Consider the following 18,176-nt stretch of genomic DNA (forward strand, 5'->3'; position numbering starts at 1 on the left):
CCTGGCGCTACAGTTTTTTATAAAGATCCGGGTAGTCTGAGATTAACCCGTCCACGCCAAGCGCCTTAAGCCGCTGCATCTCCTCCAGGCTGTTCACCGTCCAGGGGATAATTTTAATGCCGTACCTATGCGTTGCCTCTACGAGAGCGGGCGTAACGAGTTTAGCATAAGGGCTGTAAATATTGGGGGTAAAGCCGAGTTGCTCCAGGTTTTTCTCAAGCCCCTTCAGGTTCTCCACCAGCAGCGAGGTTTTTATGTCCGGATGCTTGCGGTGCAGCACCTGCAGTGTGCGCGGGTCAAAGGACTGTATGATAACGTAAGGGCGTATCTTTTTCTCATCTATCACAGCCACTAGCCTGTCCATAAAATCCTCAGGGGCAGGGTGATATTTGCCATCGCCGGAAGGCTTGGACTTGGTTTCGATGTTGTAAAACACCTGTGGCAGGTTGTTTTCTTTGATGTATGCCTGCGCAGAGTCAATCACTTCAGAAAGCAGCGGTTTATACGCCTTCATCAGCTGCTGCTGCGGAAACTTGCTGTAGTATTTTGAGCCTACATCAAAAGTGCGGATCTGGCTGTAAGGCATCTGGTAGAGCAAATACTTTTTGGCATTAACCTTCGGTATCTCCTCACCAGTCGGAAGCAGCTCATGCTCCCGGTTAAAATAGGGGTCATGGGAGAGGAGCACCTGGCCATCCTGACTGATGTGCGCGTCCATTTCCAAGGTCGTCACCCCCAGCTCGAGCGCCTTTAGCATGGCTGGAATGGTGTTTTCGGGGAGTAAACCGCGTGCCCCCCGGTGGCCCTCCAGGTCAAAGTCCGGGAGCGGCAGCATAGCTTCGGCAGGTGGTGTAGGTGTCATTTTACCGGACGTGCAGGCTGTTATAAGTATAAAAACGGCTGACAAAGTATAAAGTATACCTCTCATTTTTCTTACGTATGAAGTTGGCGAAGTTGAGATGGCGCATCAGCTGTTAAATCAAAAATGCTATACTAAATAAAGAAATGCCGAAAGTTTATACTTGTTACCCCGCCTGTATTACCTTTTACTGTAGTCGCGGGCTCCAAATATACCACTGCCCACACGTATCATCGTGCTTCCTTCTTCCAGAGCAATCCTCCAGTCCGAGGTCATCCCCATCGAAATTTCTTTAAAGTCGTCGTTGCCGATAAAAAAAGTCTCTTTCAGCCGTTTAAAGCAGGCACGCAGCTGCCCGAACTCCTGGCGTAGCTTCTGCTCGTTGTCGGTGTTCGTGGCAATACCCATCACGCCTGTTATACGGATATACTTCATCGCACGGTATTCCTCCGACTGTAGCAGCGCTTCAGCCTCCTTGCAGGTCATGCCATACTTTGTCTCCTCGTCGGCAATAGAAATCTGCAACATACAGTTAATGGGCAGGGTGCGGCCATACATCTCGGCACGTTTATTTATCTCCACCAGCAGTTTCAGGCTGTCTACAGATTCTATGGTATCTATAAACTCAGCGATATACTTTACCTTGTTTGTCTGCAAATGCCCTATCAGGTGCCAGGCGATGTCGTGTGGCAGCAGCGCATACTTGTCTACTAGTTCCTGCACCTTGTTCTCCCCAAAAAGGCGGTGACCGGCGTCATAAGCCTCTTTAATCACTTCCACCGGGTGTGTTTTGGAAACAGCTACCAGCCGGCAGGGTGTTTGGCGCAGCTGCTCGTCAAAGTAAAGTATGTTCTCTTTTATGCTCATAGTTTTATATTATAATTCTGAATAAGTGAATGAGTGGATGAGCCCTCAACCACTAAACTTTCTACCTCTCTACCTCTCTTAGTCTTCCAGCACGTTGGCGATAAAGGTGTTTTTCAGCAGCATCCACACCAGCAGCAGCAGTAAAGCCCACTTCAGGTACACCTGATAATAATCCTGCGTGTCGCGGAAACGCTTCTCGGTAACCTCTGTTTTCTCCAGGCGGTTGATGTTCTGGAACACCTGCTGCAGCGCATTTTTGGAGTCGGCCCGGAAAAACTTGCCGTCGGCGATCTGCGCGATCTGCCGGAGGTTTGACTCATCCATTTCCGTTTCCACGTACAGCACCTGCCCAGAACCATCCACATTGTATGGTATCTTCCCATCTTTACCAATCCCGATGGTATAAAGTTTTATGCCGTAACCGTAGGCAAGTTGTGCCGCCAGCTCTGGGTTCAAGCTACCGGCCGTGTTTTCGCCATCACTGATAAGTATGATAACCTTCCCTTTGGCATTTGAATCGCGCATGCGGTTAATGGCTACTGCCAGGGCACTTCCTATGGCGGTGCCATCATGCTGAATCATCTTAAATCCGATGGAGTTTATACTTTCGCGCAGCAGGTCATAATCGGTTGTGAGGGGGGCTAGGGAGTAGGCATCGCCGGCAAACACCACCATCCCGATACGGTCCTGCACACGGCCGTTTATAAATCCAAGGGCCACCTCTTTGGCGGCTTCCAGGCGGTTGGGCTTAATGTCCTGCAGCTCCATAGAGCCTGATACATCCAGCACCAGCACGATATCTATACCCTCGGAGGTGAGCTCCAGTTGCTCATTTATAAGCTGAGGCCTTGCCAGGGCCACTAGTACCAGTAGGGTAAAAAGCATAAATACCAGCCGGGGAAGGAATCGAAGCAAACTGCTCCACTGCCAGCTCACGCGCCCCTCAAACAAAGCCATGTCCAGTTTCAGGCGGGTGTTGCGCCGCAGCAGCGACTTAAGTATGAACAGCAGCGGAATAACCGGCAGCGCATAAAGCACCGACGGGTACACCCACTCAAAGGAGCGTAGGGTACTGTAGCTAAACCACTCCAGGCTTAGCCAGTCCCAGAGCGTGTTATTTATTTCTAGCATTTCTGATCTGTTCGCGGTGTAGTTGGTAGCGCTCCTTCGAGAAGCGGCGCAGCATGCTCAGGGCTAGGTTTGCCTCACCCTCCGACTCTGACTGCAGGTTACCGTAGATCGCTTTATCGCAGATACGAAGGGCGGTGTTTATTTCCTCATCGTTTTGATAAAATTCCACGATTTCCTTAGTGGTGAACGAGTTGATGCCGCTGCGCTCCAGCTTGGTCAGGTAGTTTTTCCAAAGCGTAACGGCCTTCTCCAGGCTTGCCTGCACCCCGGATTTCTGAAAGCGGTCTTTGTGGGAGTTGAAGCGAGAAGTATAGTACAGGTGGTCTTTTCGGAGACGATACAGTTTATACCTGCGTTTGATCGATTGCCCGAAGATAAGCCAGACCAAAGCAACAAGGGCAACAGCCGTAACTACCCAAAGCAGCATCAGAGGCCAATTGAAACGCTCCTCCACGGTTGCCAGTTCCGTCTCTACCTTTACCTGTAGCGGCTCCTGCACTGTTTGTACCAGTTGTTTCAGGCGAACGGCGCTGGCATTGGTAAACAGTTCTACCGTATCCAGCTCGCGCAGCACATACACCGGCAGCGCCAGCTGCTGCAGAGTATCTGTCTCAAAGCTACGCAAGGTATAAACTGCGCTATCGGTGCTTATACCTTGCGCCGTGCGGGTAGGGTAAAAGTTGTTCCGTACCAGTTCAAAGGGAGCGAAGTTATAGGTGTCGGCAGGAAGCACAACCTCCAGCGTATCAGCGTGGCGGTACACTAACGTATACTGCACCAGTTCACCCAGCTGAATGGTGTCGCGGTTAAAGAAGCCCTCGGGCTTCTGTGGCTTTTGGGCCTGTGCCACCAGCTGCCAGAGACTCAAAAGTATAAATATAGATAGCTTACGCACTTTTCTTAGTTGACTTATTCCTGAGCCTGAACAGGTTTACCAGTTGTGGCACGTAATCCTCGTTCGTGTCGATGGCCAGGTAGTTGGCCTGGTATTTCTGGCACAGGCGCATGAGCTGCTCCTGGTTCTCCTGGTACTGCGCCAGGTAGCGTTTCTGAAATTCCTCGCCCGAGGTATTCAGCCAGAGCGTTCGGCCAGTTTCCCGATCAAGTATAGGCACGATGCCCATGGCAGGCAACTCCTGCTCCCGCACATCACGCAGGTGCAGCACGATCAGGTCGTGCCGACGAGCCAGCATGCTCAGCTCTTTCTCATAGTTGTTGTCTATAAAATCGGAAAGGAGCAGGATGATGCTGCGGCGCTTGATAATGTCCAGGGTCAGTTTTATACCTGCGGCCAGGTTGGTCTTAACTGATTTCGGCTCCAGTTCACTCAGCGCCTTTATAATAGCGTAAGCCTGCTGTATACCTTTAGCGGGCTTCAGGTACTTCTCTTTCCTGTCGGAGATGCAGATAATGCCAATCTGGCTTTGCTGCCGCGCTGCCGACAGGGCCAGCACGCCGCATATCTCTTTGCCCACGTCCAGTTTCTGCTGTGCGCCGGTGCCAATCCGTTGCGAGGCGCTCACGTCCAGCATCAGAAACACGGACTGCTCCTTCTCCTCCCGGTAGGTTTTTATAAAAGTGCCATGGCCTTTAGCCGATACATTCCAGTCGATGGAGCGCACGTCGTCGCCATATTGGTAGGCGCGCACGTCATCAAACTCCAGCCCCGTGCCTTTAAACACCGAGTGGAAATCGCCTTGCATTTGCGTGGTAATGGCTTTCCGGATGCGTATTTCGTACTTACGTAGCTTCTTAACAAGCTCTCTCATGAGAAGGTAACCTGCAGTCTGATTTTAAAATTAAGCTATAAACTCGTAATATGCACCCGTGAAAAAACTTTTCTGCATACTTTTTTGCCTCAGCCTGCTTGGCTGCCAGAGCCAGAACGAAAAAAAACCTAAGGATATGATACCGCAGGAGAAGATGGTTCGTATCCTGGCGGACATCCATACAACCGAGGCGCTTATCGAAACAAACGTGATTTACCCTGATACGGCCCTGATGTCGTTTAACCAGGAGCAGGCAAAAATATTTGAGCAGTACGATGTTACGCAGGAGCAGTTTAAGGATACCTACAACTATTACCTTCGTAATATTGAAGAGATGGATGTGCTTTACGAGATAGTGGTGGATACCCTGAGCGTGCGCGAGTCAAAGATGCAGGCAAAGCACCGTCAACCCCAGGATTCTGCAGCCCAGTCATCTGATGGGCGATTGGCTCAGTAAGTCCGGCTCCCTACATCAGCTTACTGCCGTTGGGCACCTTGCCGGCAGGCTGTGCCAGAATAATATCTCCGTCCTCGTCTGCGAAGCCCGTTACGAGTACTTCTGACATAAAACTACCGATCTGCTTTTTCCCGAGGTTGGTGACGCAGAGCACCTGCATGCCCACCAGTTCCTGCGGCTTGTAGTGCTTGGTGATCTGTGCGCTTGATTTTTTCATACCCAGGGGGCCCAAATCTACCTGCAGTTTATAGGCTGGCCTGCGCGCTTCCGGGAACTCCTCCGCTGAAATGATAGTGCCTACCCGGATATCGGTTTTCTCGAATTCCTGCCAACTGATCTGCTCCATAGTACGTGCGGATGCATGCATAGCTTCTGTTTCTTTTGTTGATGACGCTCAAGATAAGTATAAGTTCCGAGGCTTTCCAGTACTGATAAGCATAAGGGCTCATCTTTAGTCGGAATTACCAGCCTAAAACCCCTAATGTGGCCTTTGAGCAACATAAGCCAACTTGCTTCGTACTCCTATGCATCCGGCACTGCCTGCTTGGTAATGCCACAAAAACTACCATTCGTACAAAATAAAAACTATGAAAAAGGAATCCGGAGCCACTTTGCCTGTTTGGATGAACCACGTGCAACTGCCAGCAACCAAAATGCTTGGCGAAAACATTACGTGTGATGTTTGTGTCGTGGGGGCAGGCATAGCAGGGCTTACCACTGCCTACCTGCTGGCCAAAGAAGGTAAGCGGGTAGTGGTGCTGGAGTCTAAAGAGATCGGGGGCGGCGAAACCAGCCGTACCACAGCGCACCTGTCTAACGCACTAGACGAGCAGTATTATAACCTGATAAAGCTTTTCGGTAAAGACGGCGCACGCCTTGCTTGCCAAAGCCATGGGAAGGCGATTGATAAAATCGAGGAAATTGCAGCCGAAGAAAGTATAGATTGCGATTTTACCCGTGTGGATGGCTTTCTGTTTGCTACTTCAGCGGAAGAGCAAGAGAAACTGATGCAGGAACTGGAGGCGCTGCAGCAGATCGGGTGGCAGGATGTTGTGATGCGCAAGCATTGCCCGGTGGATACCCTGACGGCTTTCCCTTGCCTGCACTATCCAAACCAAGCCCGCTTCCATGTTATGAAATACCTGAGCGGGCTCGCCAAGGCAGTGATAGACAACGGAGGCAGCATCTACACCGGTACCCACGTGAAGAGTTTTAAGTCGGGTGCTGTGGCAACCGTAGTTTCCGCCAACGGGCATTCCGTTTCTTCCAACCACCTGGTAGTGGCAACCAACACACCGGTAAATGACATGCTCACGATACACACCAAACAGGCGCCTTACCGGACCTATGCCCTAGCTGTTCAGGTGCCAAAAGACGCAGTGGCCGATGCTCTTTACTGGGACATGAAAGATCCTTATCACTATATCCGGTTGCAGAAAGACACCGCTAACGAGGCGCAGTATGATCTGCTGATAGTGGGTGGCGAAGACCACAAAACCGGGCAGCACGACCACCCAATTGAGTGTTTCCAGGAACTGGAGCGCTGGACCAGGCTCAAATTTCCGATGGCGGAAGAGGTGCAGTACCGCTGGTCTGGCCAGGTGTATGAGCCTGTGGACGGTTTGGCTTACATTGGCCGCAATCCGGGGGATGAAGAGAATGTATACATTGCCACTGGTGATTCCGGACACGGCATGACGCATGGCACTATCGCCGGAATGCTCATCACGGACCTCATCATAGAGCGCCCAAACCCATGGGCCAAGTTATATGATCCGTCACGGGTAAGCCTTAAATCGGCAGGGGAGTTCCTGAAGGAGAACCTGAATGTGGCGGCGCAAATGAAAGATTACGTAACACCCGGCGATGTAGAAGATCCATCGCAGGTTTTACCGGGCACCGGCCGCATAATGCGCAAAGGGACGAGCAAAATAGCCGTTTACTGCGATCAGGATGGTGTACGGCACCAGTGCTCAGCCGTGTGCCCGCACATGGGCTGCGTGGTTAGCTGGAACAGCGTGGAAAGCTCCTGGGATTGTCCATGTCACGGTTCCCGCTTCGATCCGCAGGGTAAGGTAATCTCGGGTCCATCCACCAAAAATCTGGGCCCTGCAAGTTGATAAGGTATAAATTAAGCTATACATGCTGGAGTGTTACGCCTACTATTGGTAAGCCTCCAGCTTTTTAAGGCGTGCGGCTATACTTGCGGCCCATGCCTGCTGCTCATCTTTATCGAGCCCATGCTTAGATGCCTGATCAAACAGGTCCTGCTCAGCTTTCCAGCGCTTAAATGCCTCGTTTACCATCAAACCTAATTTTGCTTTAAGGTTGGAGCAGCTTATTGTTTGCAAGTCGTGACGGAGCTGGCGGGCATGAACCTCTGTCAGGTCGAAGTGCAGCTGTTCGTGGGCCAGCAGTTTATCTGAACTTTTTTTCTTGGACCAGGACTGCTGCGGCAGGAAAACACATTTTACCTTATAGGTGTACTGGTTGTTTTTACAGCCTGCGTTAACGGCTAAATTAGCTGCTGTCAGGGCATGGTGTGGGTTTGTATCGTCAGGAAGGCCTTTAAAATCATCCCAGGAAAGACGCCGGTCCGTAGACCAGATAACTGTCTCGCTTGTAGAATTTTCTGTAGGTGAGTTTAAATCTGTTCTTGCAACTGAGATAGCTGCTGCAGAAGCTTCAGGGTAGAGCAGTGGCAGCAGTATTCTTGCCCACACAGACAGGAATAAGGTAAAAGTAAACATGTAGGACTCGGCTAAAAGTTAATACTGTTTCTATTATGGCAACAGCAGCTACCGATAAAAAGTGCCCGGAATTTGTACTTTACCTGAGTGTCAGCTGGTTGCTTAATTTTCTGAACCGTAAGGTAAGCAGTACCGCCGCTACCGACAGGCCGGTGAGAAGTCCCATCCACACTCCATTCACGCCGAAGCCGGCTTTAAAACAAAGCAGGTAACCTACCGGAAGCCCTACCACCCAGTAAGCTAATAACGAAATAAGGCTCGGGATTCGTACATCCTCCAGACCGCGTAAGGCACCAAGCCCAACCACCTGCACACCATCGGATATCTGGAAAAGCGCGGCGATGATCAGAAGGCCCGAGGCCAGTTGAATCACTTCCGGGTCATCAATGTAAAGCATAGGTATAAGCCTGTTGAACAGCACCATCAAAAGGCCGCTGCCCATCATAAAGACTATTCCCATGACAAGGTTACTGTAGCCCGCCATGCGCATGGCCTCAAAGTTACCGAGCCCTTTCTGGTTGCCCACACGTATGGTGGCGGCTGCGGCTATACCACTGGCCATCATGTAAGTAACCGCTGCCACATTTATGGCTATCTGGTGCGCGGCAAGCTCTTTGGCGCCGAGCCAGCCGATCATGATGGCAGAGAAACTGAAGGCCCCCATCTCAAAGATCATTTGCCCGGATATAGGCAGGCCCAGTTTAAAAATGCGATACATGTGGATGAAGGAGAGATGGCGCAGGCGCAGGAAATGCCTGAACACCTCGAAGCGTTTGGCATAAAGTACCCAGCCTGCCATAGCTATCGCCATCACGACACGCGAAATCAACGTTGCCCAGCCAGCCCCGACCAGCCCCATTGGCTCAAACCCAAGCTTTCCAAAGATCAGAATGTAATTGAGGACCACGTTAAGGCCATTGGCAAGTATAGAAATGTACATGGCCTGCTTTGTGAGGGAAAGCCCCTCTGCAAATTGCCGGAATGCCTGGAAAAACATGAGCGGCACCATCGACAGAAACAGGATATTAATGTACGGGATAGCCAGTTCCACCACTTTGGGAGGTTGGTCAAGCACCGTGATATAAGGGGATAGAAAATACCCGGCTATAAATAAGAGAATGCCTAAAAGCACGTTGGAAACCAAGCCATTGAGCAGTAGCAAGGAGATTCGGGTATAGTTGCGACGGCCATCGGCAGCTGCAATAAGCGGCGTTATACTATAGGAAACGCCAAGCCCGAAAACCAGGGTGATGGTAAAAATGCTGTTGCCCAAAGAGGCTGCCGCCAGTGGCATGGTTCCCGTCTGGCCCACCATCAAGCTATCGAATACGCTCACCAGAATATGCCCTAGCTGGCTTAGCACCACTGGGTAGGCGAGGGTAAAGTTCTTAGAAAAGTGTTGCTTGTATTCTGGGATATCCATGCGGCGCGAATCTGGCTAATCAGGCCGCAAAATTAGGAGAAATAACCGACTTTAACTCTCGAAGTAAGGTTGATTCTTCTGGTTTAGCTCATGTGTCAATAACTCAACAAGTATACTTCCGGTAGTAAGGTGCTGAAAACCAACGTTTCAATCCGCTTCTGCGGTTAATAGGTTTAAACCTTGCCGGAGGCGTTGCATGGCATCCTGAAGGCGAGGGGTTTCGATGGCGAAGGACATTCGCACGTGGCCCGGACCTCCAAAATTATCGCCGGGAGCGAGCTCAAGGTTGTAGCAGCTACGGAGGTAGCGGCAGAGGTCCGGAGTTGTTTTAATAATCTCACCGGTGATGCTGGTGCGGTTCAGGTAATAACTCAGGTCCGGGAAAAAGTAGTAGGCGCCGTCTGGCAGATAGTATGTAACGTGTGGGATGGCGTCCAATCCTTTCTGCATGATCTCCCGGTTGTTGGACAGAACCTCTTGCATGGGAGGCAGTTCCTGCTCCCGGGCCAAGATAGAAGCTTCGGCCGCATCCTGCACGAACACGCTAACCCCAGACATAGTGGCGTTCTGGAAATCGGTACACTTCTTTACCAATTCCTCCGGCCCAAGTATGAACCCAAGCCGCCAGCCAGACATGGCAAAAGATTTAGAGAAACCGTTTACGACGATTGTTCTTCCTGCTTTCGCCCCTTGGCAGGAAAGGATAGAAGTAAAAGGCCTGCTGTAAGTAACAAGGTCATATATTTCATCGGAAATCAGGTATAGGTTCGGGAATTCGTTTACTACCTCCAGCAACGCTTCGAGCTCCTGCTTTGTATAAATACGACCCGTGGGGTTACCCGGGTTTGTCAGCAGCAGGATACGGGTGCGGTCGGAGAGGGCACCGCGCAGCATGTCGTGTGTCAGCTTATACCCTTCCGGTAAATGCGTTGGTAGGGGCACCACTTTGCCGGGGCTATACTTTAGCAGCTCATGAAAACCGAACCAGGCAGGCGTGGGTATCACCACTTCATCGCCTGCTTTTAAGAGAACAGAGCATAAGTTGTGCAGCGCCTGCTTGGCTCCGGGGGTTACCAGTATTTGCCCTGGCTGCACCTTTATTCCGTCAGTTTTATACTTTAGGCTGATGGCGCGGCGTAGTGACAGGGTTCCTTCAGTAGGCCCGTAAAATGTTTTACCGGCTTCAAGCGCAGCAATGGCAGCTGCCGTAGCCGTTTGCGGACTCCTGAAGTAACTGCCCCCGGCAGCAAGCGAAATGAGCTCCATGTATAAGCTAGCGTGTTAGGAGGTTAGAGGGTGCGAATCTATACTTTTTAGCTAACCTTAAAAAGCACATCGGCAAAGCGTTTCTGGCTATCGTAGAAAACCGTCTCGATCTCAAAACCACATTCCTTGCCTAATTCATCAATCTGAGGAATGTTATACTTGTAGGAATTTTCCGTTTGCAGCGCCTCCCAGGCGTCAAAATGTACTGTAAGGCCGGCTTTGCGGATATGTACTTCCTGCTCTGATTTGCTTACAAGAAAGCTGCGCATCACACCCTCCAGCGGGTTGTAAATGGCGTGGTGGCAAAACTGGTTTACGTCAAAGTCGGCATCCAGCTCACGATTAATGCGGTGCAGCAGGTTCAGGTTAAAAGCCGCTGTTACACCTGCGGCATCATCATAGGCCTTCAGGATGACATCCGGGTTTTTGCGCAAGTCCACACCCATAAGCAGTTGGTCACCGGGCTGCAGGTAACTACGGATGCTCCTCAGGAAGCCTATACTTTCAGCTGTTTCAAAATTTCCGATGTTAGAACCAAGAAACAGCACCACCTTGCGCTCTGCCTTGTTCTCTTGCAGCCACTTCAGGGCCTGAAAGTATTCGCCTACCACGGCTTCTACTTTAACCTGCGGAAGTTCCTTTTGCAGGCTTTCTGAAAGTTCTTGCATGGCATCACCGGAAATATCGACCGGCACATAATCAAAGGCGCTCTGCTGTTCAGAAAGCTCTGATAGCAGGATCTTTGTCTTGAAGGCGTCTCCAGCGCCAAGGTCTATGAGATGGAAAAGGCCGCCCTGGGAAAACTGCCTGACCATTGCCTCTTTGTTTTCCTGAAGTACTTCCTGTTCGCAACGCGTCAGGTAATACTCTGGCAGGGTCATGATCTGCTGGAAAAGCTTACTGCCGGCGCCGTCATAAAAATAGCGGGAGGGGAGTGTTTTCTGTCTCTGGCTCAAGCCTTCCGCCACATCGTGGGCAAAGGCAGTCGTATCATTGGAGCCATCCTGCCGGCGGCTGAGTTCTATCATCGGGGTAAGTGTTGAGGGTGTTTCCATTGGTTTATTTTTTAGAGGCCAGCCTGATGCCATTGTACTGCCAGCGCTTATCAGGGTGAAAGAAGTTTCGGTATGAGGTTCGGATGTGGCTTTCCGGAGTGGCACAGGAGCCGCCGCGAAGCACCATTTGGTTGATCATAAATTTGCCATTGTACTCCCCAACAGGACCGGGAGCCTTTGTAAAGCCGGGGTACGGATGGTAGGCGCTGTAGGTCCATTCCCACAGGTCGCCGTACATTTGCTGAAGGCCTTCTTCGGCGGGTTCTGCTGCAGCTGGCTCCAGCAGCTCGCTCTCTACAAAATTGCCTCCCTGCGGCGGGTATACCTGTGAGGCTGCTTCCCACTCAAACTCTGTGAGCAGGCGCTTCCCCGACCAGTTGGCAAAGGCATCGGCCTCGTAAAAGCTTAAGTGGCAGACAGGGGCATTTAGATCTACTTTCTGTAACCCGCTCATGGTAAAACGGTGCCATTCGTCGTGTTGCCGCACCCAGTAGAGCGGTGCCTCCAACTTATTCTGGTTTACCAGGGCAAAGCCCTCATCCAGCCAATGCCTGAAATCCCCGTAGCCACCGTCCTGCATAAACTCCAAGTACTCGCCATTGGTCACCAGCCTGTTCATGACCTCAAAATCCTCTATCAGCACCTCATGTACGCCAAGCTCATTGTCAAAACAGAACCCATCGCCCTGGTAACCGATTTTATACTTGCCGCCCGGCACCTCCAGGAACCTGGCGGCTGTGGCTATACTTTGCTTTTGCGTGTCTGGCAGTGGCTTGTAAACCGGCAGCATGGGGTTAGTGCCCAGTATATACTTTATGTCTGTAATCAGCAGCTCCTGGTGCTGTTGCTCGTGCTGCAGCCCCAGTTCCAGCAAAGGCCGAAGCTGCTCCACCTTCTCCTCCGGTAGCACCTGCAGCAGCCTGTTGATGTGCTCATTTACATACGCTCGGTACTCTACTATACTGCGCAACGGAGGACGGGTGATGGTGCTACGCTGATCGCGCAGCACACGGCTGCCCAGGCTGTTATAGTAGGAGTTAAAAAGATACGCGTACTGCGGGTGAAAAACTTTATACCCGGGCAGGTTCGGTGCAAGTATAAGCGTTTCGAAAAACCAACTGGTATGGGCCATGTGCCATTTGGGAGGGCTCACATCAACAATGGGCTGCACCACGGTATCCTCCGGCTCCAAAGGGCTGCAAATGGTTTCGGTTCGCTGGCGAATCAAGTTGAAACGCTCCTGAAGCGCTTTTGTGGCGGAGGCGGTAAGTGTGTTCATAGTTTTTGGGTTTAAAGCCTGAGGGAAGTACGTAAACTGACGAAAGAAACTGTCGCTATACTTGATTGTTTAGTTTTAACAAGATGAAAGCGATAATGTTAGGTTACAGTAGTATGGCAGACTGCCTTGTAAAAAATGTACTTTGTTCTTCATCTACGTCAAATCTGGTTATATTGGTTTATCTTGACACTTCAAAACAGTACAATATTTATGAGCCTGCACCTTAGCTATACCTCCCATACTTTACGGTTTAAATTTGATGCCCGTACATCGCGCGGAGCCATTTCGGAGCATAAAGTATACTTTCTGAAAGTATGGAATGTGGAGAACCCTGGAGTCTTTGGGCTAGGAGAGTGTGCCCCGCTGGCCGGCCTAAGTATAGATTATCGTCCGGATTTGGAAGAGAAGCTGCAGCAGGTGGTAAACGCTGTAAATAGCGGTAAAGTGGAACTAAGGGTAGGGCAGGGCCTGCCTGAGGAGCTGCAGCTACAGCTGCAGGAGTGGCCCGCAATGCGTTTCGCTCTGGAGGTTGCGCTTTTGGACCTGCAGCATGGCGGCAAAGGCCTGTTGTACGATAACGCCTTCAGTCGTGGTGAGGCAGGTATACCAATCAATGGTTTGGTGTGGATGGGCGACAGAGCCTTTATGCAGGAGCAAATTGACCAGAAAATGAAAGCCGGTTATACTTGCCTGAAACTGAAAATTGGCAGCCTTGATTTTACAACTGAGCTGGATATCCTGCAAAGTATTCGGGAGGTAGCAGGAGCGGACCGGTTAACGGTTCGGGTAGATGCCAACGGTGCTTTCTCGCCGCAGGAGGCTTATAAAAAACTGGAGCGGCTGGCCAAGTATGAACTGCATTCTATAGAGCAACCAATCAGGCAGGGACAGCTGCAGGAAATGATCCAGCTTTGCGCCTACACGCCGGTGCCCATTGCCCTGGATGAAGAACTGATAAGCGTACAGGAGGCGCAGGCAAAGGAGGCGCTGCTGGAAAGTATAAAGCCGCAATACATTATCCTGAAGCCGACCTTGGTGGGTGGTTTAGCCGCCAGCGCTGAATGGATACAAATGGCCGGGCAACGCGGCATTGGCTGGTGGATGACTTCTGCGCTGGAATCTAATATCGGACTTAACGCGATTAGCCAGTTCACCGCGCAGTATGACGTTACCCTGCCGCAAGGCCTTGGAACGGGGCAGCTCTACCACAACAATATTCCTTCGCCTCTTCGGATCAGGCAGGGGGAGCTGTGGCGGAATGGGAATGTTGAATAAGAGAGTGACGAATGTATATAATTCAGGAAGTGGTTTTATGCACTCATTCAACATTAACTCACGTTCGTGGTCTTGATCAGTAGTTTGCGGTACTTGGTGAAAATGCTGGATTTAGAGACAAACCCCAGGTATACATCGTCGTGGAGTACAGGCAGGTTCCAGGCACCTGACTCGTCGAACTTCTTCATCACGTCGGCCATGCTGTCATCATACTGCACGATGGCGGGTGGTTTTATCATCAGCTCCTTTACCTTCACCGTATTATACTTTTCGGTTTTGAACATGATCTCGCGCACGTTCTCCAGCAGGATAACCCCGTCCAGCTTTCCTTTGGCACTTACAACCGGAAACAAGTTTCGGCGCGAATGGGCTATCACCTCTACAAATTCTCCCAGCGTAGCCTCCGGCGAAACCTGCTGAAACTCCGTCTCGATCAGGTGTTGGATTTTCATAATGCGCAGGATCGTGCGGTCTTTGTTGTGGGTGAGCAGCTGACCTTTCTGCGCTAATTTTTTGGTGTCGAGGGAGTATGGCTCAAAGTATTTTACCAGCGCAAAAGAACTGGCCGCCACAATCATCAACGGGATCATCAAAGTATAGCCTCCTGTAATTTCCGCGATCAGGAAGACAGCCGTGAGCGGCGCATGCATCACCCCGCTAAGTATACCCGCCATGCCCACCATGGCAAAGCTGCTGGTAGGCAGGTTGCTGATGTTTAGCAGGTTAACGATCCGCGAGAAAAAGAAGCCGGTGCTGGCCCCCACAAACATAGAAGGGGCAAAATTACCGCCGTTACCGCCAGAGGCAATCGTAATGGTAGTGGCAAACACTTTTACGAGTGCCAGGGCACCCACAAAGCAAAGTACAAGCCACTCATTCGTTCCGAAAAAAGCCAGCCAGCTATCCTGCAGCAGCTTTTGCGCCTGCCCGTTCTCCAGTAGCCTTATGCTATCGTAACCTTCCCCGAAAAGCGGCGGGAACAGCATGATCAGAAGGCCTAGTAGTGCTCCACCAATCAGGGCTCGATTTAAAACCGTTGTCTGGTATCCTTCGAAAAGCTCCTCCACGCGCAGCGCCATGCGGGTGTAGTACACCGAAATCATACCGCAAAGTATACCCAGCAGCACGTAAAACGGCACGTGCTCTGCAGCAAAGAACTCCCGCTGGCTAATGTTGAACAGGATATCCTCCTCCAGTATAACCTTGGAGCTGAGCGCACCCACCACCGCTGAAATAATAAGAGGGATAAAGGCAGATATACTTATATCCGTAAGGAGCACTTCGATGGCGAACAGCACCCCGGCAATAGGGGCATTAAAAACGGCGGCAATACCTGCAGCGGCACCAGAAGCAAGCAGAAGCGTGCGGTCACGGTAGTTGAGGTGGTACTCGCGGCCATAGTTGGAGCCGATGGCTGAGCCTGTCACCACAATCGGTGACTCCAGGCCGGCAGAGCCTCCAAAACCCGCCGTAATGGCGCTGGTAAGCACATGCGAGTACATCTTATGCCGCTCCACCAAACTGGATTTCTGGGATATGTTAAACAGAATATTGGCGGTGCCGCGGCCGATGCGGCCCTTAAAAAACAAGGAAACGATAGCCACCGTAAGCAGGATGCCTATCAGCGGGAACACTACCAGCCAGTAGGGTTGGTCCAGGAGGCGGTTGCCGTAGGCCAGCAGCATCTGTATGTAGTGCACCAACGACTTCAGGATCACAGCAGCCACTCCGGCTGTAAGCCCCACCAGCACACTCGACACAAGCATGAATTCCCTGTCAGAGGTGTGGCGGCGCAGCCAAAGTAACGGAATCTTTATTTTTTTGTAAGATGTGGGCATTAAGCTGGTAAGCCTGTACTTGTTTTGTGTATATTCCTACAAAATTAGCAAGACTAGCGGCCATGGCCAATAAAATTTTGCACTCTTTTAACCACGGCATCCCTTAAAAATGTTTGGTTGTAGCCTAACCTCAACCCAAGTTTCACTGTTTATATAGAGGCAGCGCATGCGCAGCACAGTTTTTGTAAGTATTCGTGTGTATGGAGAATAAAGTGGAGCATACTATTTTTAACCTTGAACTTCCGGAGGAGCATGGTCCTTTTCATGTGATCGGGGATGTGCATGGTTGTTTTAATGAGCTGCAGGAACTGCTGCAACGTTTAGGCTACCAGGTGCATTTTAACAAGGAGGAGGCCAGGTATGAAGTAGAGCCGCCGGAAGGAGCCAAAGCTGTTTTTGTAGGTGACCTGGTAGACCGCGGCCCGAACTCGCCGGAGGTGTTGCGGCTGGTAATGGACATGACGGAGCAGGGGATTGCCTACTGCGTGAGCGGAAACCACGACGACAAGCTGCTGCGGATGCTGCTGGGCCGCAACGTGCAGGTGCGGCATGGGCTGGAGATGACGAAGGCACAACTGGAGTCTTATGATGCCGTGTTCCGGGAGCGTGTGAAGCATTTCCTGAGTAAGCTGCCGCACCACGTAATTTTAGACAAAGGAAGGCTGGTGGTGGCGCATGCCGGTTTGGAGGAACGGTTGCATGGGCGAAACACGAAGGTCGTCAGGGAGCTTTGCCTCTATGGCCCCACAACCGGTGAAACAGACGACAAAGGACTTCCTATCCGGCTGGACTGGGCCGCTGATTATTGCGGAAAGGCTATTGTCGTGTACGGCCATACTCCTGTGCACGAGCCGCGCTGGCGAAACAATACCATCAACATAGACACGGGCTGCGTTTTCGGCGGCTACCTGACAGCGCTTACCTACCCCGACCATATCCTCACCACCGTTGAGTCCCATCACACCTATGCTGATTCGGTGAGGCCGTTTATTCGATATCAGCAGCACCATCCACATCCTTCTGCCTCGTAGTTTCCTCCACAGTATACTTGTCATGGTTTACTGATTGCTCCAGGTGCTCCTTGGCCATATACTCTTGAAATTCTTTTAGATTGGTTTTTTCCCAGAAGGGAATTTTGTTCTGCACGGCGGCGCGCCCAATAACATGTGCAGCCACAGGTGCCGTAATGGAGGTAAATACCATTATCGCGATCACCTTCAGTAGCACCCCGGGTTGGTTGAAGTAAATGCCCATACCCAGCAGAATCATGCCTAACCCCAATGTAGCCCCCTTTGTGATGGCCGACATACGGATGTAAAAATCCGGGAAGCGAAGCAGTCCGATGGAAGCAATCAGCATGATACATACCCCGAAGAGTATGAATATGCAGCTTATAATATCTTTTATTAACACCCAGTCTATCTCTCTTTCCATGGTTCACTTGGTTACCCTTATAATGTAATATGCAAACGAGATGGAGCCCAGAAACCCGAAAAGCGACAGGATCATGGCAACATCTATAAAGTCCTCGTTGTGTGTCAGTTCCGTGTAGATCACGATAATGCCAATCACGTTGGCTACAAACAGGTCGAAGGCCGTGACACGGTCTGGCAGAGTGGGGCCAATGGCAAAGCGTATGGCAGTGAGCAGCAAACAGATGCTCAGCATTATCATGGCTATTATCAGCGTTATCTGGAAAATACTCATGCGGTTAGTTCTAGTATTCTGCGTTCGAACCCATTTTTGATGTGCAGTTTCAGCTGCTCTATATCCTTGTGTTTGAGGTATAAAGTATGCACGTATAAAAACTTTCTATCGGCGCTCACATCTATACTTAACGTGCCCGGCGTCAGGCCAATCATGTTCGCCAGGATAGATATCTCCAGGTCCGTTTTTAACCGGAGCGGGAAAGCAAGCACGGTAGGGCTCATGTGGTAATGCGGCGTTATGATGTCGTAGGCAATTTTCATGTTGGCAACGAAAAGTTCCTTCATGAAAAACATGATAAAGTGAAGCAGCTTAGGCATTTTGCGGTAGTAGGAGCGATGGTAGAAGTAAGAGCTGTTCCATAGCAGGCTGAATAGCACCAGAAATAGCAGGGCAGTGCTAAGCGCCGTGTAAGGTATGATGGCATCAGGATGCTGAAAATAAAAGTAAACCGCTACCCCGGCAATGAGACTATGTATAAGTAGTAATTTCATGCATTT

19 protein-coding genes are annotated in these 18,176 nt (G+C 50.8%); 4 read left to right on the forward strand and 15 right to left on the reverse strand.

Annotated features, from left to right (window positions below; translation table 11 throughout):
* Window positions 1-7: 7 nt before the first annotated feature.
* The 5 genes from OO017_RS17925 to OO017_RS17945 all read right to left on the reverse strand — a co-directional run bounded on the left by OO017_RS17925 (window position 8) and on the right by OO017_RS17945 (window position 4,626).
* Window positions 8-928 (reverse strand): glycerophosphodiester phosphodiesterase family protein, encoded by a 921-nt coding sequence (locus tag OO017_RS17925; protein ID WP_266054075.1) that lies wholly within the window; start codon window positions 926-928, stop codon window positions 8-10.
* A gap of 111 nt (window positions 929-1,039) precedes the next feature.
* Window positions 1,040-1,726, reverse strand: coding sequence for a YggS family pyridoxal phosphate-dependent enzyme (locus OO017_RS17930; RefSeq protein WP_266054076.1), 687 nt, complete (start codon window positions 1,724-1,726; stop codon window positions 1,040-1,042).
* Window positions 1,727-1,804: 78 nt separating this feature from the next.
* Window positions 1,805-2,857: a vWA domain-containing protein gene (locus OO017_RS17935; protein ID WP_266054077.1), complete on the reverse strand. Its 1,053-nt coding sequence runs from the start codon at window positions 2,855-2,857 to the stop codon at window positions 1,805-1,807.
* Window positions 2,841-3,752 carry a hypothetical protein gene (locus OO017_RS17940; RefSeq protein ID WP_266054078.1) on the reverse strand — a complete coding sequence of 304 codons (912 nt, stop codon included), beginning with the start codon at window positions 3,750-3,752 and terminating at the stop codon, window positions 2,841-2,843. Before OO017_RS17940 ends, OO017_RS17935 begins: the two co-directional genes overlap by 17 nt.
* On the reverse strand, window positions 3,745-4,626 hold the full coding sequence (locus tag OO017_RS17945; RefSeq protein ID WP_266054079.1) for a DUF58 domain-containing protein: 882 nt from the start codon (window positions 4,624-4,626) through the stop codon (window positions 3,745-3,747). The genes OO017_RS17940 and OO017_RS17945 overlap by 8 nt, the downstream gene beginning before the upstream one ends.
* A 58-nt stretch (window positions 4,627-4,684) precedes the next feature.
* On the opposite strand from OO017_RS17945, the gene OO017_RS17950 reads away from it, so the two are divergent.
* Entirely contained in the window at window positions 4,685-5,083 is a 399-nt protein-coding gene (locus OO017_RS17950; RefSeq protein ID WP_266054080.1) for a DUF4296 domain-containing protein, read from the forward strand.
* Window positions 5,084-5,093: 10 nt separating this feature from the next.
* Here the strand turns inward: OO017_RS17950 and OO017_RS17955 are convergent, their stop codons facing one another.
* Window positions 5,094-5,429 carry a tRNA-binding protein gene (locus OO017_RS17955; protein ID WP_266054081.1) on the reverse strand — a complete coding sequence of 112 codons (336 nt, stop codon included), beginning with the start codon at window positions 5,427-5,429 and terminating at the stop codon, window positions 5,094-5,096.
* Between the two features lie 241 nt (window positions 5,430-5,670).
* On the opposite strand from OO017_RS17955, the gene OO017_RS17960 reads away from it, so the two are divergent.
* Entirely contained in the window at window positions 5,671-7,203 is a 1,533-nt protein-coding gene (locus tag OO017_RS17960) for an FAD-dependent oxidoreductase (RefSeq protein WP_266054082.1), read from the forward strand.
* A 42-nt stretch (window positions 7,204-7,245) separates the two neighbouring features.
* Here OO017_RS17960 and OO017_RS17965 read toward each other — a convergent pair whose 3' ends face one another.
* The 5 genes from OO017_RS17965 to egtB all read right to left on the reverse strand — a co-directional run bounded on the left by OO017_RS17965 (window position 7,246) and on the right by egtB (window position 12,856).
* Complete coding sequence (locus OO017_RS17965) at window positions 7,246-7,833, reverse strand: DUF922 domain-containing protein (protein WP_266054083.1); 588 nt, start codon at window positions 7,831-7,833, stop codon at window positions 7,246-7,248.
* Between the two features lie 79 nt (window positions 7,834-7,912).
* The gene (locus OO017_RS17970; protein ID WP_266054084.1) at window positions 7,913-9,256 is read right to left on the reverse strand and encodes an MATE family efflux transporter; all 1,344 of its coding nucleotides are present in this window, start codon (window positions 9,254-9,256) and stop codon (window positions 7,913-7,915) included.
* Between the two features lie 147 nt (window positions 9,257-9,403).
* The gene (locus OO017_RS17975; RefSeq protein WP_266054085.1) at window positions 9,404-10,522 is read right to left on the reverse strand and encodes a pyridoxal phosphate-dependent aminotransferase; all 1,119 of its coding nucleotides are present in this window, start codon (window positions 10,520-10,522) and stop codon (window positions 9,404-9,406) included.
* Window positions 10,523-10,569: 47 nt separating this feature from the next.
* Window positions 10,570-11,577: an L-histidine N(alpha)-methyltransferase gene (gene egtD, locus OO017_RS17980; RefSeq protein WP_266054086.1), complete on the reverse strand. Its 1,008-nt coding sequence runs from the start codon at window positions 11,575-11,577 to the stop codon at window positions 10,570-10,572.
* A gap of 4 nt (window positions 11,578-11,581) precedes the next feature.
* Window positions 11,582-12,856, reverse strand: a complete 1,275-nt coding sequence (gene egtB, locus OO017_RS17985; protein ID WP_266054087.1) for an ergothioneine biosynthesis protein EgtB — start codon at window positions 12,854-12,856, stop codon at window positions 11,582-11,584.
* 210 nt (window positions 12,857-13,066) lie between these two features.
* Between egtB and OO017_RS17990 the strand changes: the two genes are divergently transcribed.
* Window positions 13,067-14,131, forward strand: coding sequence for an o-succinylbenzoate synthase (locus OO017_RS17990; protein ID WP_266054088.1), 1,065 nt, complete (start codon window positions 13,067-13,069; stop codon window positions 14,129-14,131).
* A gap of 53 nt (window positions 14,132-14,184) precedes the next feature.
* On the opposite strand, the gene OO017_RS17995 is transcribed toward OO017_RS17990, so the two are convergent.
* A complete protein-coding gene (locus OO017_RS17995; RefSeq protein WP_266054089.1) occupies window positions 14,185-15,969 on the reverse strand; it encodes a chloride channel protein in 1,785 nt (594 codons plus the stop codon).
* Between the two features lie 200 nt (window positions 15,970-16,169).
* On the opposite strand from OO017_RS17995, the gene OO017_RS18000 reads away from it, so the two are divergent.
* The gene (locus tag OO017_RS18000) at window positions 16,170-17,000 is read left to right on the forward strand and encodes a metallophosphoesterase (RefSeq protein ID WP_266054090.1); all 831 of its coding nucleotides are present in this window, start codon (window positions 16,170-16,172) and stop codon (window positions 16,998-17,000) included.
* On the opposite strand, the gene mnhG is transcribed toward OO017_RS18000, so the two are convergent.
* The 3 genes from mnhG to OO017_RS18015 are packed head-to-tail and all read right to left on the reverse strand — an operon-like array spanning window position 16,957 to window position 18,170.
* On the reverse strand, window positions 16,957-17,403 hold the full coding sequence (gene mnhG, locus OO017_RS18005; protein ID WP_266054091.1) for a monovalent cation/H(+) antiporter subunit G: 447 nt from the start codon (window positions 17,401-17,403) through the stop codon (window positions 16,957-16,959). The two genes, OO017_RS18000 and mnhG, sit on opposite strands and share 44 nt — an antisense overlap.
* Before the next feature lie 3 nt (window positions 17,404-17,406).
* Window positions 17,407-17,676, reverse strand: a complete 270-nt coding sequence (locus tag OO017_RS18010; protein ID WP_266054092.1) for an MrpF/PhaF family protein — start codon at window positions 17,674-17,676, stop codon at window positions 17,407-17,409.
* Window positions 17,673-18,170: a Na+/H+ antiporter subunit E gene (locus OO017_RS18015; protein ID WP_266054093.1), complete on the reverse strand. Its 498-nt coding sequence runs from the start codon at window positions 18,168-18,170 to the stop codon at window positions 17,673-17,675. Before OO017_RS18015 ends, OO017_RS18010 begins: the two co-directional genes overlap by 4 nt.
* Window positions 18,171-18,176 lie beyond the last annotated feature (6 nt).

Origin of the sequence: Pontibacter anaerobius (assembly GCF_026241195.1) — a bacterium.
GTDB lineage: Bacteria > Bacteroidota > Bacteroidia > Cytophagales > Hymenobacteraceae > Pontibacter > Pontibacter anaerobius.

Coding starts and splice junctions, on each gene's coding strand:
- OO017_RS17925 (WP_266054075.1), bottom strand. CDS start 928: ATGAGAGGTATACTTTATACTTTGTCAGCCGTTTTTATACTTATAACA.
- OO017_RS17930 (WP_266054076.1), bottom strand. CDS start 1,726: ATGAGCATAAAAGAGAACATACTTTACTTTGACGAGCAGCTGCGCCAA.
- OO017_RS17935 (WP_266054077.1), bottom strand. CDS start 2,857: ATGCTAGAAATAAATAACACGCTCTGGGACTGGCTAAGCCTGGAGTGG.
- OO017_RS17945 (WP_266054079.1), bottom strand. CDS start 4,626: ATGAGAGAGCTTGTTAAGAAGCTACGTAAGTACGAAATACGCATCCGG.
- OO017_RS17955 (WP_266054081.1), bottom strand. CDS start 5,429: ATGGAGCAGATCAGTTGGCAGGAATTCGAGAAAACCGATATCCGGGTA.
- OO017_RS17960 (WP_266054082.1), top strand. CDS start 5,671: ATGAAAAAGGAATCCGGAGCCACTTTGCCTGTTTGGATGAACCACGTG.
- OO017_RS17965 (WP_266054083.1), bottom strand. CDS start 7,833: ATGTTTACTTTTACCTTATTCCTGTCTGTGTGGGCAAGAATACTGCTG.
- OO017_RS17970 (WP_266054084.1), bottom strand. CDS start 9,256: ATGGATATCCCAGAATACAAGCAACACTTTTCTAAGAACTTTACCCTC.
- OO017_RS17975 (WP_266054085.1), bottom strand. CDS start 10,522: ATGGAGCTCATTTCGCTTGCTGCCGGGGGCAGTTACTTCAGGAGTCCG.
- egtD (WP_266054086.1), bottom strand. CDS start 11,577: ATGGAAACACCCTCAACACTTACCCCGATGATAGAACTCAGCCGCCGG.
- egtB (WP_266054087.1), bottom strand. CDS start 12,856: ATGAACACACTTACCGCCTCCGCCACAAAAGCGCTTCAGGAGCGTTTC.
- OO017_RS17990 (WP_266054088.1), top strand. CDS start 13,067: ATGAGCCTGCACCTTAGCTATACCTCCCATACTTTACGGTTTAAATTT.
- OO017_RS17995 (WP_266054089.1), bottom strand. CDS start 15,969: ATGCCCACATCTTACAAAAAAATAAAGATTCCGTTACTTTGGCTGCGC.
- OO017_RS18000 (WP_266054090.1), top strand. CDS start 16,170: ATGGAGAATAAAGTGGAGCATACTATTTTTAACCTTGAACTTCCGGAG.
- mnhG (WP_266054091.1), bottom strand. CDS start 17,403: ATGGAAAGAGAGATAGACTGGGTGTTAATAAAAGATATTATAAGCTGC.
- OO017_RS18010 (WP_266054092.1), bottom strand. CDS start 17,676: ATGAGTATTTTCCAGATAACGCTGATAATAGCCATGATAATGCTGAGC.
- OO017_RS18015 (WP_266054093.1), bottom strand. CDS start 18,170: ATGAAATTACTACTTATACATAGTCTCATTGCCGGGGTAGCGGTTTAC.